This window comes from Streptomyces sp. AHA2 (assembly GCF_036857595.1).
Classification (GTDB): Bacteria; Actinomycetota; Actinomycetes; order Streptomycetales; family Streptomycetaceae; genus Streptomyces.
In genome coordinates this window covers 327,955-342,851 of record NZ_JAUQWJ010000001.1, presented here as the reverse complement: position 1 = coordinate 342,851, position 14,897 = coordinate 327,955, and the positions used below count along the sequence as shown (strand labels likewise).

Below are 14,897 nucleotides of genomic sequence, written 5' to 3'. Positions count from 1 at the left end.
GCAGCGGACCACCACACCTACCAGGCAAGGAGAGCCAGTGCTCGACGCCGATTTCTTCCGCCGTTGGATGACGGCGACCGCCGCGTCCGTCGACCGTGAGGCGGAGCGGCTCACCGCCCTCGACTCCCCCATTGGGGACGCCGACCACGGCAGCAACCTCCAGCGTGGCTTCGCCGCCGTGAGCGCCGCGCTGCAGGAGGAGTCCCCGGACACGCCCGGCGCGGTCCTTGTCCTGGCGGGCCGCCGGCTCATCTCCACGGTCGGCGGCGCCTCGGGGCCGCTGTACGGGACGCTGCTGCGCCGCACCGGGAAGGCCTTGGGAGACGCCCCCGAGGTCAGCGTGGAACAACTGGTCCAGGCCCTGCGGGCCGGGGTGGACGCCGTCATGACGCTCGGGGGTGCCGCCCCGGGCGACAAGACCATGATCGACGCCCTCGTCCCGGCGGTGGACGCGCTCGGTGAGTCGTTCGCGGCGGCCCGGACCGCCGCGGAGGAGGGCGCGGTGGCGACGACGCCCCTGCAGGCGCGCAAGGGCCGGGCGAGTTATGTGGGCGAGCGCAGCATCGGGCACCAGGACCCTGGGGCCACCTCCGCCGCGCTGCTGATCGCGGGACTGGCGGAGGCCGACGGTGAGTGACGAGCGGCTGGTGGGGATCGTGCTGGTGTCGCACAGCGCGGAGGTGGCCGCCTCGGTCGCCGCGCTGGCCAAGGGGCTCGCGGGCGGCGGCCCGGCGGTGCCCGTCGCTCCGGCGGGCGGCACGGAGGGCGGTGGGCTCGGCACGAGCGCCGAACTGATCGCCGCGGCGGCCGCGTCGGTCGACCGGGGCGCGGGGGTGGCCGTGCTCACCGACCTGGGCAGCGCGGTGCTCACCGTGAAGGCGCTGCTCGCCGAGGGCGACGAACTCCCCGAGGGCACGCGCCTGGTGGACGCGCCGTTCGTGGAGGGAGCCGTGGCCGCGGTCGTCACGGCGGCGACCGGCGCGGACCTGGCGGCGGTGGAAGCGGCCGCCGCGGAGGCGTACTCCTACCGGAAGGTGTAACACAGGGCTGTCTCCCGCTCGGGAGCACGGCCGCGGCCGGGCCGCCGCACGCCCGGGGCGGAGCCCGACCGCGGGCCCGACGCGGAGTCCGACCCGCAGCTCTGGTGCGGGAGGCGGTCGCAGGGCCGTTGCGGGAGACGACCGCGGGCCCGGCGCGGCGGACGAGCGCAGGACCGGCGCGGATCCGGACCGCAGGTCCGTTGCCGGAAGACGACCGCGGGGCCGATGCGGCAGACGACCGCAGGACCGGCGCGGATCCCCACCGCAGGACCGGCGCGGAAGACGACCGCAAGCCCGGAGCGGCAGACAACCGCCAGTCCGATGCCGCAGACGACCGCAAGCCCGGCGCGGCAGACGACCCCGAGCCCGCCGCGGACCCCGACCATAGGTCCGTTGCGGAAGACGACCGCAGGACCGTTGCGGAAGACGACCCCAAGCCCGGCGGAAGACGACCCCGAGCCCGGCGCACAGGACGACCGCAAGCCCGGCGCGGAAGACGACCCCGAGCCCGCCGCGGACCCCGACCATAGGTCCGTTGCGGAAGACGACCGCAGGACCGATGCGGAAGACGGCCGCAGGACCGGCGCACAGTACGGCTGCAGGAACGGCGCGGAGGACGGGCCGCAGGCTCGGTGTCCGGCCCGGCCGCAGGCGGTGACGGCGGGTCAGCCGGTCGGCGTGCCCGCGCCGGGCGCCGCGCCGACCAGCCGGAGTGCCGCTCGCTCCCCCGCTCTCACGGCCGCCGCGTGGTCCTCGATGGGAGACACCTTCGTGTTCTTGAACACGATGTAGGTCACGCCCGACGCCACGCCCCCGCCGTGCGGGTCGGGGCGGATGCCGAGCGCCTCGGCGGTCGCGTAGGACGCCTCGCCGATGATGTTCTGCGGGCCCGTGTCGCCGACGACCGCGTACTGCACCCGGTCGCGGTACACGACGGCCACGACCGTACCGCCGCCGATCCCGTGGGCGCGGTAGTCCCAGATGCGGCTCGGCGCCGGTACGACGATGAACGGGAGGCGCTCGGCGCTCAGCGGGCGGCCGTCCGACTGCGCGTACGCCGTACTGGCGGCGAAGTAGGGGTCGGTGCGCCGGTTGCAGCGCGGGCCGGGGCGGCCGTCGCAGTCGATGTCCATGTCGGCCTTCCAGTGCACGGCGTCGCGGGTCGCGCAGACCGGGATGTCCGCCGGTCTGCCGTTGTCGCTGCGGTACCGGCCCTTGGAGATCTGGTCGCACTCGCGCACCGCGCCGAGCAGGTCTGCGGCGCGGACGGTGCCCTCACGCCACACCACCGGCCGGGCACGGTGCGGGGGCGGATCGGCGGGCGCTGCCGTCGGGGCGAGCAGGGCGACACTGGCCGCGGCCAGTGTGAGGGACTGGACACGCACGATGGGTGAGCCTCTCCTCGGGGACCTGACGGGCACTCAGCCCAATCTGTCCCCGGGCTCGCGGCCGGGCCACCGCTGGGGGTCCGGACGGTGCACGCGTCCGTGACCCACGGCGGGGGCCGGGAGCCCGGGCGCGCGATACGCCCCGGCCCTCCCGGCCGCCCGCGCCGGCGCGGGATCTGCGACGACAGCGGTCCGCGCGACAGGCTCGAACTCGCGGCCCTGGGGCGTGCGTTCGAGCGCGTGGCCTTCAGCATAAAGGTCCTCGCGGGACCTCCGGCACCGGTGTCCGGCGACCGTAGAAGCAGGGAGGCCCGGCCGCCACCCGGCACCGCCCTCTTGATGTGATCGCGTCATCGGCGCCACTATTGGTCCGGACCATTCCCGAGTGCCGCCCCGGGAGGCAGCGACGTGCGAGTCCCCTCCGTTCTCCCCGTTTCCCCGCGACGGCTCGCCCTCTGCGCGGCCCTGGCCCTGCTCACCTCGTGCGGCTGGGCCGGTACCGGCCGGGAGGACGGCGGCTCCCCGCCCGGCGCGCCGACGGGCGTCACCGCGGAGGCGGGCACCGCGACCAGCGTGCACGTCATGTGGAACACGACCGCCCGGGCCGAGCGCTACGAGGTGTATCGCGGCACCACAAAGGTCCAGGAAGTGCCCGGTTCGAAGCACATGGTGGATGTCACCAGACTCCGGCCTTCCACGTCGTACGTCTTCACCGTGCGGGCGAGGGACGCCGAGGGACGTCTGGGCCCGAGCAGCCGTGCCGTGCGGGCGCGGACGCCTGCGGCCGTCGCCGACGACCGCTCGGCCCCGAGCCGCCCCGCGGCACCCCGGGGCCGGCCGGCGGGGAGCCGGGCGGTGCAGTTGAGCTGGTCCGCGTCCAAGGACGACCGGAAGGTGGTCTCGTACGACATCCATCAGAGCGGAACCAAGATCCACGGTGTGGGCGGGAACCAGACGGCCGCGGTGGTCACGGGGCTGCGGCCCGGCAGGGCCTATGTGTTCACCGTCCGGGCCAGGGACGCGGCCGGGAACGTCTCCCCCGCCAGTGCCGCCGTACGGATCACCACCCCGGGCGGGGACGACGGCCGGGGTACGGCGCCCACCGCCTTCCGGGCGTCGAGCCACCGGGCGGACGGTGCCCACTACCTCGATCTCAGCTGGGTTCCGCCGCGGGTCGACGGTGAGATCACGGAGTACCAGATCCAGCTCGACGGCAGGCCCGCCACCTCCCTGGTGTACGGGGGCCGGGCCCCGCGGGACCGGGCGGAGTACAGCTTCTACGTGGGGCGTGAGTCCGGTGTCCGCCACCGGGTACGCGTCCGGGCGATGCTGCCGGACGGTACCTGGGGCGGCTTCTCGGCGGAGCGGACGGTGGTCACCGGCGCGGGGCGCTGACCCGGCTCCGTGTCACCCGTCGGCGGCACACCGTCACCTGCACGGAGGCGCCCGGCGTGCGGCCCGGGTGCGGGGCGTCTTGGCTGGCACCCGAGGCAGCACGGGCGTTCCCCGACCCTCGGCGGCGCAAAGGGATGTACCGCCAACCGTGCCGCCGGAGGGCAGTCCACATGAGCAACTCATCGTCAGTTCTCCGCTCCGGCCTGACCGTGGCAGCCGCCGCCGCGCTGCCTCTCTTCCCGGCCGCGGCGCCCGCCTTCGCCGACCCGGGCGTCTCCGTGCGCACCACGGGGACGACCGTGTCGGTCACGACCACCACCTGCACCCAGATCAACGGCAGCTGGGGCACCGCCTCGCTGCTGACCAGCAGCCAGGGCAGCTTCGCCCAGGGACGTCAGGTGACCCTGTCGGGGACGTCCACCGGCCAGTCCGCCGCCTGGTCCGCCGTATCGCCGGGCACGTACACGGTGATCGTGGTCTGCTCCGACGGCACCACGGCAGGCACGCAGTCCGTCGTGGTGTCCACGGCGCCCTCGCCCTCGCGGTCGGCGTCCCCCTCGGCCTCGCCGTCGCGCGGCGTCATGGGCGGCCTGGGCGGCTCCGCGACGGACTACGGCACCGTCACACTGGTGGCGGGCGGCGCGCTGGTCGGCACCGGTGTGCTCGGTACGGCGCTGTACCTTCGCCGGCGCAACAAGCCGCACCGGCTCTGACCGGTGCGTACGGCGGCCCGCCCTTCCGAAGCGCTCCGGTCGGGCGGGCCGCGGTCATGTCCGGGCGGAGCGCTCGGCCGGTGCGCCGTCCGGCAGTCCGGGAAAGTCGGCCAGGGCCCGCCGCAGCCACTGGGTCCAGAACGTCTCCAGGTCGATGCCCGCCCGCAGCACCAGGTGCCGCAGCCGGTCCTCGGTGGCGTCCCGGCCGGGCGGGAAGTCCCGCTCCTCGATCTCCCGGTACTCCGCAAGCTGCTTCTCGTGCAGCTCCAGATGGCGCCGCAGATCGGCCTCGAGCCCGGCCGTGCCGACGACGGCGGCCGCCCTGAGCCGCAGCAGCAGGGTGTCGCGCTGCGGCTTGGGATCCTGGGGGGCGGCGGTCCACCGGGCCAGTTCGGCGCGGCCCGCGGGCAGGACCTCGTAGCTCTTCTTCTGCCCGCGGGCCGGCTGCTCGGAGGGCAGGGCCCGGATGAGGCCGTCGGACTCCAGCTTCCCCAGCTCGCGGTAGATCTGCTGGTGCGTCGCCGACCAGAAGTAGCCGATCGACCGGTCGAAGCGGCGCGTCAGCTCCAGCCCGGACGACGGCTTCTCGAGCAGGGCGGTGAGGATCGCGTGCGGGAGTGACATGGCCTCATCCTAGGGACGCGGTCGCGCCCTACAGGGCGGCCGCCAGCTCGGTGCCCTGCTTGATGGCACGCTTGGCGTCCAGCTCGGCGGCCACGTCGGCGCCGCCGATCAGGTGCGCGCTGCGCCCGGCCGCGATCAGTTCCTCGTACAGGGCGCGGCGCGGCTCCTGGCCGGTGCACAGCACGATGGTGTCGACCTCCAGTACCGTGCTCTCCTCGCCGACCGTGATGTGCAGTCCGGCGTCGTCGATCCGGTCGTAGCGCACGCCGGGGACCATGGTGACGCCGCGGTGCTTGAGTTCGGTGCGGTGGATCCAGCCGGTGGTCTTGCCGAGGCCGGCGCCCACCTTGGAGGTCTTGCGCTGCAGCAGGTGGACGGCGCGCGGCGGTGCGGGCCGCTCGGGGGCGGCGAGGCCGCCGGGGCCGCGGTAGTCGAGGTCGACGCCCCACTGCCGGAAGTACGTCCGCGGGTCCTCGTGGGCCTTGTCGCCGCTGTCGGTGAGGTATTCGGCGACGTCGAAGCCGATGCCGCCCGCACCGAGGACCGCGACCCGGTCGCCGACGGGTGCGCCGTCGCGCAGGACGTCGAGGTAGCCGAGGACGCTCGGGTGGTCCACACCCGGGATCTCGGGGGTGCGCGGGGTGACGCCGGTGGCGACGACGACCTCGTCGTAACCGTCGACGTCCGCGCTCGTGACGAGGGTGTTCAGCCGCACGTCGACGCCGTGCCAGTCGAGCTGGGTGCGGAAGTAGCGCAGTGTCTCGTCGAACTCCTGCTTCCCGGGCACCTTGCGGGCGACGTTGAGCTGCCCGCCGATCTCGCCCGCCGCGTCGAACAGCGTCACCTCGTGCCCGCGCTCGGCGGCCGAGACCGCGCAGGCCAGTCCGGCCGGGCCCGCGCCGACGACCGCGACGCGCTTGCGCAGCCGGGTCGGGGAGAGCACGAGCTCGGTCTCGTGACAGGCGCGCGGGTTGACCAGGCAGGAGGTGATCAGGCCGCTGAAGGTGTGGTCGAGGCAGGCCTGGTTGCAGCCGATGCAGGTGTTGATGGCCTCCGGGCGGCCGGCCTCGGCCTTGGTGACGAAGTCGGGATCGGCGAGCATCGGACGGGCCATCGACACCATGTCGGCCACGCCGTCGGCGAGCAACTCCTCGGCCAGCTCGGGGGTGTTGATGCGGTTGGTGGTGACGAGCGGCACGGACACCTCGCCCATGAGCCGCTTGGTCACCCAGGTGTAGGCACCGCGCGGCACGGAGGTCGCGATGGTGGGGATGCGGGCCTCGTGCCAGCCGATGCCGGTGTTGATGATGGTCGCCCCGGCGGTCTCGACGGCCTTGGCCAGGGTGATCACCTCGTCGAGCGTGGAGCCGCCCGGCACGAGGTCGAGCATGGAGAGGCGGTAGATGACGATGAAGTCCTCGCCGACCGCCTCGCGCACCCGGCGCACGATCTCCAGCGGGAAGCGCATGCGGTTCTCGTACGAGCCGCCCCAGCGGTCGGTGCGCCGGTTGGTCTGCCGGGCGATGAACTCGTTGATGAGGTAGCCCTCGGAGCCCATGATCTCGACGCCGTCGTAGCCGGCCTGCCGGGCGAGGCGGGCGGTGCGGGCGTAGTCGTCGACGGTCCGCTCGACGTCGGCGTCGGTGAGCTCGCGCGGCGGGAAGGGGCTGATGGGTGCCTGGAGGGGACTGGGGGCGACCAGGTCCCTGTGGTAGGCGTAGCGGCCGAAGTGCAGGATCTGCAGGGCGATCCGCCCGCCCTCGCGGTGCACGGCGTCCGTGACGACCCGGTGCTGCTCGGCCTCCTCCTCGGTGGTGAGCCTGGCGCCGCCCTCGTAGGGCCGTCCCTCGTCGTTGGGTGCGATGCCGCCGGTGACGATCAGGCCCACTCCCCCACGGGCCCGGGCGGCGTAGAAGGCGGCCATGCGCGCGAACCCGCCCTCGGCCTCCTCCAGACCTACGTGCATCGAGCCCATCAGGACCCGGTTGGGCAGGGTGGTGAAGCCCAGGTCGAGGGGGCTCAGCAGGTGCGGGTAACGGCTCATCGGGCCCTCCGTGCGCGGTGTCGTGCCAGTAGTTGTAGAGCACTACCGCAGGTTTGTGCAACTAGTTGCACAAGGGGTGACGGAGGGCACAACCGGGCCGTGACCAGCGGTTCCGGGCCACCACGGGTGCCCGGCCCCCATCACCGCGCGCACGTGCGGCCGCCGCCGCACTCGGGCACACATGTGGCCGGCCGCCGCGCCCGGGGACGCGACGGCCGGCTCACGGCACAGGGCTCACCTGCTCTGCAGGCGCACGTGCAGTTCCTTCTCCTGGTCACCGGAGGCGGTGCTCAGGTCGTGCACGTCGAACAGCGAGTCCAGGGTCGTGCGCAGCCGCTCGATCGCCCAGTAGCCGCCGTGCAGATCGGCCTCGACGGAGGACGACAGCGCCACGGGGGTGGCCCGCCCGTGCTCGTCGGCCACGTCGAAGGTGCCCAGCCAGACGGTCGGCCGGGTCTCGTGCAGTTCCTCGGGCACGTCGTCGGCGCACCGGTCGGACTCGTAACAGGAGCACAGCGCGTCGAACACGGTCCGGGCGTCGTGCTTGCTGCACCCGCTGATCTCCACCGAGACGGAGTGGGGGTGCGGTCGCTCATGGTCCATCGTGACGACTCCTTCCACGGCCACGCAGCCGGTCCGCCCCTCCCCCAGCAAAGCACCACCGGCCGATGAGCACTACCGGCGGCGCCCGTGCCGTCCGCACGGCGGTTCCGCGCGCGGTGGGAGATGGTGGAAGGTGACGCAAGGAGCGGCCCGGAAGCGGCCGCACGCGGTACAACATGGGGTGTCGGCGCACGACGGCGTGCGCCGGGGAACGGCGAACGGGGCGTGGGATGAGTGCAGCCGGGGCTCCCGAGGGCGACGGACGACCAGGCGGCTCGGCACGGCCCAGCGGACTGCTCGACGTCCTGCGGGTGGCCTCCATCGTGCTCGACTCCGAGGGCCGCATCGTGCTGTGGAGCCCGCAGGCTGAGGAACTGTTCGGCTACGACGCCGGGGAGGCGCTCGGGCAGTACGCCGCCCGGATCATGGTCCACGAGAAGCACCTCGACCTCGTGGTGAAGCTGTTCGCCGACGTCATGGGCACCGGCCAGAGCTGGGCCGGGGCCTTCCCCGTCCGCCGCAAGGACGGCACCACACGGGTGGTGGAGTTCCGCAACATGCGGCTGCTGGACGACCAGGGCGACGTGTACGCGCTGGGACTGTGCGCCGATCAGAGCACCGTGCACCGGCTGGAGCGGGAGGTGGCCCTGTCCACCCGGATGATCGCCCAGTCCCCGACCGGGCTGGCCGTGCTCGACACCGGCCTGCGGTACGTGTCGGTCAACCCGGCGCTGGAGGAGATCAACGGCGTCCCCGCCGAGGAACACCTGGGCCGCACCGCCCGCGAGGTGGTGCCGGGGATGGACGTCGACGCCCTGGAGAGTGCGGCGCGCCGGGTGCTGGAGACCGGCCGGCCGGTCGTCGACCAGTCCACGATCGGCCGCACTCCCGCGGACCCGCACCGGGACCACGCCTGGTCGATCTCGCTGTACCGGCTGGAGAACGCCTTCGGGACCGTGCTGGGCGTGGCCGTCTCGATCGTCGACGTCACCGAGCAGTACCAGGCGGGCATCGAGGCGGAGGCCGCGCGGCGGCGGCTGGCCCTGATCGCCGACGCCTCCGGCCGGATCGGTACCACGCTGGACCTGGAGCGCACGGCCAGCGAACTCGCCGAGGTGGCGGTTCCCGAGCTCGCCGACATCGCGGCCGTCGACCTGCTGGACGCGGTGGTGCAGGGCCGGCGGACCAGTCTCGGTCCCGCCGAGTCCGCGGTGATCCGCGCGCTGGCGGTGCGGGGGTACGACTCCGCCGAGGCGCTGGAGGCGGCCGACACCCCCGGGCAGGTGGCCCGGTACGCCTCCGACCGCCTGGTCACCGAGTGTGTGCGCACGGGCGAACCCGTGATGCTGCCGGAGGTCAAGGACGAGGACCTGGTGCGCATCGCGCGGTCGCCCGAGGCGGCCGACCTGCTGCGCCGGGCGGGCGTGCACTCGTACCTGGCGGTGCCGCTGATCGCGCGCGGCGAGGTGCTGGGCGCCCTCGACCTCAAGCGCACGCGCAACCCGCTGCCGTTCAGCGAGGACGACCTGCTGCTGGCGCGGGAGCTGGCCGCACGGGCCGCCGTGCAGATCGACAACGCGCGCTGGTACCAGAGCGCCCGCGAGACGGCACTCACCCTCCAGCGCAGCCTGCTGCCCAGTCACCCGCCCGTGACCGGCGGCCTGGAGGTCGCCTCCCGCTACCAGCCGGCCGGGGCCACCAGCGAGGTCGGCGGCGACTGGTTCGACGTGATCGAGCTGGAGGGCGGCAAGACGGCCCTCGTGGTGGGCGACGTGATGGGCAGCGGCATTCCCGCGGCGGCCGCGATGGGGCGGCTGCGCACCGCCACCAACACCCTCGCCTCCCTCGGCCTCGAACCGCACGTGCTGCTGGAGCACCTCGACCGCATCACCGCCGGCCTGGAGCAGTCCATCGCCACCTGCGTGTACGCCGTCCACGACCCGCATCTGCGCCAGTGCCGCATCGCCAACGCCGGGCACCTGCCACCGGTGCGCGTCCGGGCCGGCCGCTCCCCGGAGCTGCTCGACCTGCCGACCGGCGTCCCGCTGGGCGTGGGCGGGGTGGCCTTCGCCACCACGACCGTGGACCTCGACCCGGGCGACCGGCTGGTGTTCTACACCGACGGTCTCGTCGAGACCCGCCGCGATCCGCTCGACGACCGGCTGGGCACGCTGCTGTCCCTGCTGGAGGGCCCCGACCGCCCGCTGGAGGAAGTCTGCGAGCTGCTGCTGCGCACTCTGCACGAGCCGGACAACTTCGACGACGTCGCCCTGCTCGTCGCCCGGGCAACGGCCCCGGGCGGGAGCGCCGGAGCCCCGGCCGGCCCGGAGGTCAGGGCCTGACGCCGATCACCACGTGCGCGTACAGCTCCTGCGAGACGGCCAGCCGGGCCGCCAGGCCGTGGCTGCCGAAGGCCGCGACGGCGTCCGGGGCCTGGTCGCGGCTCGTCTCCACGAGGACGCAACCGCCCGGGGCGAGCCAGTCCGGTGCCCCGGCCGCGACCCGGCGCAGGACGTCCAGGCCGTCGCCGCCGCCGTCGAGGGCGACCCTGGGCTCGTGGTCACGGGCCTCCTGCGGCAGCAGCCCGATCTCACCGCTCGGCACGTAGGGCACGTTGGCCGCGAGGATGCCGACCCGGCCGCGCAGCCCGCCGGGCAGGGCCTCGAACAGGTCGCCCTGGTGGACGTGTCCGCCGAGGGGGCCGATGTTGCCGCGGGCGCAGCGCACGGCGGCCGGGTCCACGTCCGCGGCGTGCAGTTCCCTTCGGCCGGGGCCCAGTCCGGCGGCCAGCGCGGCGGCGACCGCGCCCGAGCCGCAGCACAGGTCGACGACGACCCGCGCGGCGGGTGCCTGCCGCAGCGCCTGCTCGACGAGGAACTCGGTGCGGCGGCGCGGCACGAAGACGCCCGGCGCGACGGCGATCCGCAGTCCGCGGAACGCGGCCCAGCCGACGACCAGCTCGAGGGGCAGCCCCGCGGCGCGGCGCCCGGCCATGGCGGCGGCCTCGGCCGGGGTACGGGCGGTGGCGAGGATCAGCTCGGCCTCGTCCTCGGCGAAGACGCAGCCCGCGGTGCGCAGGACGGCGACCAGGGACGCGTGGGAGGACGGGCGCGAGGAGGAGTCCGGCAACGCGGGTGAGCCGCCGGACGCGGCGGACGCGGAGGAGCCGCAGGACGCGGAGGACGCGGGGGGTGGGGAGGACGCAGGGGACGCCGACGACGACATGGAAGCCAGGAGCCTTTCGAGAGCCGAAGGGCGCTCAGCGGTCGCCTACGGCCGGCGATCCGCGCGAGGTCGGAAGGAGAGCACCCGAGCTGACACAGCGGTAATGGGTCTCACCTCCTCGGCTTTCCGGCGGCCGGGTCCGTTCCCGGCCGGACGGCAACCTTACCGGACCGGCCCCGGCGGGGGCGGGGACTCGGCGGGCCGGGAGCGAGGCCCTGTGCCCGGACGGCGGGGCTGGTCGCGCCCACATGGCCACCTGTTCCACACGGCCGCCGCCCGTGATCCACGGTCGTCCACCGCACAGGCCCGTGGCCCGCGGACGGCCGCGCGGCACGGCGGGCTGCGGACCACGTACGGTTGGGCAGGCAATCACCGAGCACGCCGGCCCGGCGGGGCACCGCGGACCGGTCCGGAGGCACCACCGCATGCACATCACCCGAGGCTTCACCGGCCGCCCGCGCGGCGCCGGTCCCGCCCTGCCGCCCGGGCAGTACGACGCCCGCGACGACTGGCCGGTCCTGTCCGCCGAGGTCACTCCCGAGCTGGCACCCGCCGACTGGACCTTCCGCGTCGACGGGCTGGTCGAGGAGCCCCGCACCTGGGACTGGGAGGAGGCGCACCGGCTGCCGGCCTCGGGCTACGAGGGCGACATCCACTGCGTGACCGGCTGGTCGAAGTTCGGGGTGCGGTTCTCCGGCGTGTCCCTGGACGCCTTCCTCGAAGTGGTACGGCCCCATGGATCCGCCACCCATGCCGTCGCCTACGCGCACACCGGCTACACCACGAACCTCCCGCTCGCCGACCTGACCGGCGGGCGCGCCTGGATCGTCTGGGAGTACGACGGCCGGCCGCTCGCTGCAGAGCACGGCGGCCCGGCCCGGCTGGTGGTGCCGCACCTGTACTTCTGGAAGAGCGCGAAGTGGATCGCCGGCCTGCGCGTCCTCGACCACGACGAGCCGGGGTTCTGGGAGTCGAACGGCTACCACGAGCGCGGCAACCCCTGGGAGGAGCAGAGGTACTCCGGTGACTGAGACCTTCGTGCCGCCCACGCGGTTCGCCGTGCCCGGGCGGATCGCCGTGAACGAGCAGGCCGCCTCGGAGTGGCGGACCGCCACCCTGACGGAGATCCGCCGCGAGACCCCGCGTGCCGCCACGTTCCGGTTCGCCGTGCCGGGCTGGCCGGGGCATCTGCCGGGCCAGCACCTGATGGTGCGGCTCACGGCCGCGGACGGCTATGTGGCGCAGCGCCACTACTCGATCGCGTCGGCGCCGGACGATTCCGGCCATGTGGAGCTGACCCTCGACCACATCGAGGACGGCGAGGTCTCGGGATGGTTCCACCGGGTCGCCCGCCCCGGCGACCGGGTCGAGCTGCGGGGGCCCGTGAGCGGGTTCTTCGCCTGGCCGGGCGACCGGCCAGCGCTGCTGATCGGTGCCGGTTCCGGAGTCGTACCGCTGATGTCGATGGTGCGGCATCACCGAGCGCGGAACCTGGCCCTGCCGCTGCGCATGGTCGTGTCCGTGCGCAGTCCCGAAGATCTGATCTACGCAGGGGAGTTGGGCGCGGAGACCACCGTGGTGTTCACCCGGAGCGCGCCGGAAGGTGTGGCGGTGGGCCGTATGGCGGCCGCACATGTGGCGCCGCTCCTGGCCGAGCAGCCTCCTGGTGGCTGGGAAGCCTATGTGTGCGGCTCCAACTCGTTCGCCGAGCACGCCTCCCGGCTGCTCGTGGCCGCGGGACAGCCCGTGGAGCGCATCCGGATCGAGCGGTTCGGCTGAGGGCGAGCGGGGACGGTCTTCGCGCCCTCCCCGCCCGCCCCCGCCGACCCGGCCGCTGCCGTTCCGGCTCCTGCCGCCCGACCCCTGACGTCGCGACCCCTGCGGTGCCCCGACTCGGCCTCGTGCTGTGCCTGCCGAGTCGGCTCCGCGCGGCGCTTCCCAGCCGGCTCCGTGCGGCGCTTCCCAGCCGGCTCCGTGCGGCGCTTCAAGTCGGTCCCGTGCGGGCGCGTTTCGCCGCGGACCCCCCGGGCACCCACTTCCAGGGCTGACCCCGGCCTGCCGGTCCCGGCCCTGACGCCCGCGGGTGACGGCGAGGAGGGCGACATGCGAACCCGGATGCCCGGCCTGCGCCGGCGCCACAGTGCGCTGCTCCGCCGGTGCGACGTCGTCGAGGCGTGGACGGTGCTGGCGGTCGCCTTCCTGATCCTCGTGGGCGCTCCCCTGGCCGGGGCGGCGACCGCGCGGTGGGCGTACGGCGAGGCGAAGTCGCTGTCGGTGGAGCAGCACGCCGACCGGCATCGGGTCCGCGCGGAGGTCGTGGAGAGGAGCGGCGGTTCCCTGCCGTCGGCACAGGCAGGCGGTCAGCACGCGTACCGGTCGACCGTGCGATGGGCGCAGGACGGCGGGGGCGTCCGCACCGCGAGCGTCCGGGTCCCCGCGGGCACGGATCCGGGCGAGGCCGTGGACGTCTGGCTCGATTCCCGGGGGCATCCGGTGGGCCCGCCGCTGGACGGCACCACCGTGTGGCAGCACACCCTCACCATGGGCACGGGTGCCGCGGGCGGCGCGGTGCTGCTGGTGCTGCTCGGCCATTTCGCCGTACGCCGCGTCGCCCTGCGCCGCAGACTGGCCGAGTGGGACCGGGCGTGGGCCCGGACCGAGCCGCAGTGGACACACCGCACCGTGTGACGGCTCCACCGGCGCAGGAGCACCTGGCCACCCCTCCGGCCGCCCCCGTAGTGTGATCTTCCGCACCGCTCCGGCAGCCGTTCTCACCCTAGGTGGTCCTGCATGGCCCTGTTCGACCTTCCTGCCGATGAACTGCGCACCTACCGGAGCGCGTCCGTCGAGCCCGAGGACTTCGACGCGTTCTGGTCCACGACCCTCCAGGAGGCGCGCGGCCACGACCTGGACGCCCGCTTCGAACCGGTCGACACCGGCCTGTCCACCGTGCGGGTCTTCGACGTGACGTACGCGGGCTTCGGCGGCCATCCGGTCAAGGGCTGGCTGACGTTGCCCGCCGGGGCGGACGAACCGCTGCCCCTGGTGGTGGAGTTCATCGGCTACGGCGGCGGCCGCGGCCTGCCGCACGAGCACCTGCTGTGGGCGTCCACGGGCCGGGCGCACTTCGTGATGGACACCCGCGGCCAGGGCAGCGGCTGGGGCGGGGGCGGCGGCACGGCCGATCCGGTGGGCGGTGGACCCTCCTACCCCGGGTTCATGACGCGCGGTGTCGACGCACCCGAGAACTACTACTACCGCCGGGTGTTCACGGACGCGGTGCGTGCCGTGGAGGCGGCCCGTTCGCATCCGCTGACCGACCCGGCGCGCACGGTGGCCGTCGGATCCAGCCAGGGCGGCGGCATCACGATCGCGGTCGGCGGCCTGGTGCCGGACCTGGCGGGCATCGCGCCGGACGTGCCGTTCCTGTGCGACTTCCCGCGCGCGGTCACGCTGACGGACCGTCACCCGTACCGGGAGATCGGGCTCTTCCTCCAGACGCACCGCGGCCGCAGCGGGCAGGTGCTGCGCACGCTGTCCTACTTCGACGGCGTCCACTTCGCCTCCCGCGGCCGGGCCCCGGCGCTCTTCTCGGCCGCGCTGGAGGACCAGACCTGCCCGCCCTCGACCGTCTTCGCGGCCTTCAACGCCTGGGCCCACGAGGACAGGACGATCGAGGTCTACGACTTCAACGACCACGAGGGCGGCGGTTCCTTCCAGGAGGCGGCCAAGCTGCGCTGGATGCGCTCGTACATCTGATCGGGCCGTTTCCCGCTCTCCCCCTTCCCTCCCGGTCCGACCGGTCGGTACGTTCATCGGGCCCGGGCCACGGCGGACCGGCCCGGGTCCGACGACGGGCCGGTGG

At 74.2% G+C, this 14,897-nt stretch carries 14 protein-coding genes; 9 read left to right on the top strand and 5 right to left on the bottom strand.

Going from position 1 to position 14,897, the window contains the following annotated elements; all coding sequences use genetic code 11:
* The first annotated feature begins 37 nt into the window (after window positions 1-37).
* Both dhaL and Q5694_RS01600 read left to right on the top strand, forming a co-directional pair.
* Entirely contained in the window at window positions 38-637 is a 600-nt protein-coding gene (dhaL, locus tag Q5694_RS01605) for a dihydroxyacetone kinase subunit DhaL (RefSeq protein ID WP_333930123.1), read from the top strand.
* Window positions 630-1,040, top strand: coding sequence for a PTS fructose transporter subunit IIA (locus Q5694_RS01600; RefSeq protein ID WP_333930122.1), 411 nt, complete (start codon window positions 630-632; stop codon window positions 1,038-1,040). Before dhaL ends, Q5694_RS01600 begins: the two co-directional genes overlap by 8 nt.
* 665 nt (window positions 1,041-1,705) lie before the next feature.
* Here Q5694_RS01600 and Q5694_RS01595 read toward each other — a convergent pair.
* Window positions 1,706-2,425, bottom strand: coding sequence for a glycoside hydrolase family 75 protein (locus Q5694_RS01595; RefSeq protein WP_333930121.1), 720 nt, complete (start codon window positions 2,423-2,425; stop codon window positions 1,706-1,708).
* A gap of 411 nt (window positions 2,426-2,836) precedes the next feature.
* Here Q5694_RS01595 and Q5694_RS01590 point away from each other — a divergent pair, with 411 nt between their 5' ends.
* A complete protein-coding gene (locus tag Q5694_RS01590; protein WP_333930120.1) occupies window positions 2,837-3,823 on the top strand; it encodes a fibronectin type III domain-containing protein in 987 nt (328 codons plus the stop codon).
* Window positions 3,824-3,993: 170 nt separating this feature from the next.
* Complete coding sequence (locus tag Q5694_RS01585; RefSeq protein WP_333930119.1) at window positions 3,994-4,536, top strand: hypothetical protein; 543 nt, start codon at window positions 3,994-3,996, stop codon at window positions 4,534-4,536.
* 54 nt (window positions 4,537-4,590) lie between these two features.
* On the opposite strand, the gene Q5694_RS01580 is transcribed toward Q5694_RS01585, so the two are convergent.
* The 3 genes from Q5694_RS01580 to Q5694_RS01570 form a co-directional block, all read right to left on the bottom strand.
* Window positions 4,591-5,160: a PadR family transcriptional regulator gene (locus tag Q5694_RS01580; protein WP_333930118.1), complete on the bottom strand. Its 570-nt coding sequence runs from the start codon at window positions 5,158-5,160 to the stop codon at window positions 4,591-4,593.
* 28 nt (window positions 5,161-5,188) lie between these two features.
* Complete coding sequence (locus Q5694_RS01575; RefSeq protein WP_333930117.1) at window positions 5,189-7,204, bottom strand: NADPH-dependent 2,4-dienoyl-CoA reductase; 2,016 nt, start codon at window positions 7,202-7,204, stop codon at window positions 5,189-5,191.
* A gap of 234 nt (window positions 7,205-7,438) precedes the next feature.
* Window positions 7,439-7,807: a hypothetical protein gene (locus tag Q5694_RS01570; protein ID WP_333930116.1), complete on the bottom strand. Its 369-nt coding sequence runs from the start codon at window positions 7,805-7,807 to the stop codon at window positions 7,439-7,441.
* A gap of 230 nt (window positions 7,808-8,037) precedes the next feature.
* On the opposite strand from Q5694_RS01570, the gene Q5694_RS01565 reads away from it, so the two are divergent.
* Window positions 8,038-10,149, top strand: coding sequence for a SpoIIE family protein phosphatase (locus tag Q5694_RS01565; RefSeq protein WP_333930115.1), 2,112 nt, complete (start codon window positions 8,038-8,040; stop codon window positions 10,147-10,149).
* Here the strand turns inward: Q5694_RS01565 and Q5694_RS01560 are convergent.
* A complete protein-coding gene (locus Q5694_RS01560) occupies window positions 10,139-11,032 on the bottom strand; it encodes a putative protein N(5)-glutamine methyltransferase (RefSeq protein WP_333930114.1) in 894 nt (297 codons plus the stop codon). The two genes, Q5694_RS01565 and Q5694_RS01560, sit on opposite strands and share 11 nt — an antisense overlap.
* 425 nt (window positions 11,033-11,457) lie before the next feature.
* Between Q5694_RS01560 and Q5694_RS01555 the strand changes: the two genes are divergently transcribed.
* The 4 genes from Q5694_RS01555 (at window position 11,458) to Q5694_RS01540 (ending at window position 14,791) form a co-directional block, all read left to right on the top strand.
* The gene (locus Q5694_RS01555) at window positions 11,458-12,063 is read left to right on the top strand and encodes a sulfite oxidase-like oxidoreductase (RefSeq protein ID WP_333930113.1); all 606 of its coding nucleotides are present in this window, start codon (window positions 11,458-11,460) and stop codon (window positions 12,061-12,063) included.
* Window positions 12,056-12,811, top strand: coding sequence for a ferredoxin reductase (locus tag Q5694_RS01550; protein ID WP_333930112.1), 756 nt, complete (start codon window positions 12,056-12,058; stop codon window positions 12,809-12,811). The genes Q5694_RS01555 and Q5694_RS01550 overlap by 8 nt, the downstream gene beginning before the upstream one ends.
* Before the next feature lie 324 nt (window positions 12,812-13,135).
* Window positions 13,136-13,720: an Rv1733c family protein gene (locus Q5694_RS01545; protein ID WP_333930111.1), complete on the top strand. Its 585-nt coding sequence runs from the start codon at window positions 13,136-13,138 to the stop codon at window positions 13,718-13,720.
* A gap of 102 nt (window positions 13,721-13,822) precedes the next feature.
* Window positions 13,823-14,791 carry an acetylxylan esterase gene (locus Q5694_RS01540; RefSeq protein WP_333930110.1) on the top strand — a complete coding sequence of 323 codons (969 nt, stop codon included), beginning with the start codon at window positions 13,823-13,825 and terminating at the stop codon, window positions 14,789-14,791.
* Window positions 14,792-14,897 lie beyond the last annotated feature (106 nt).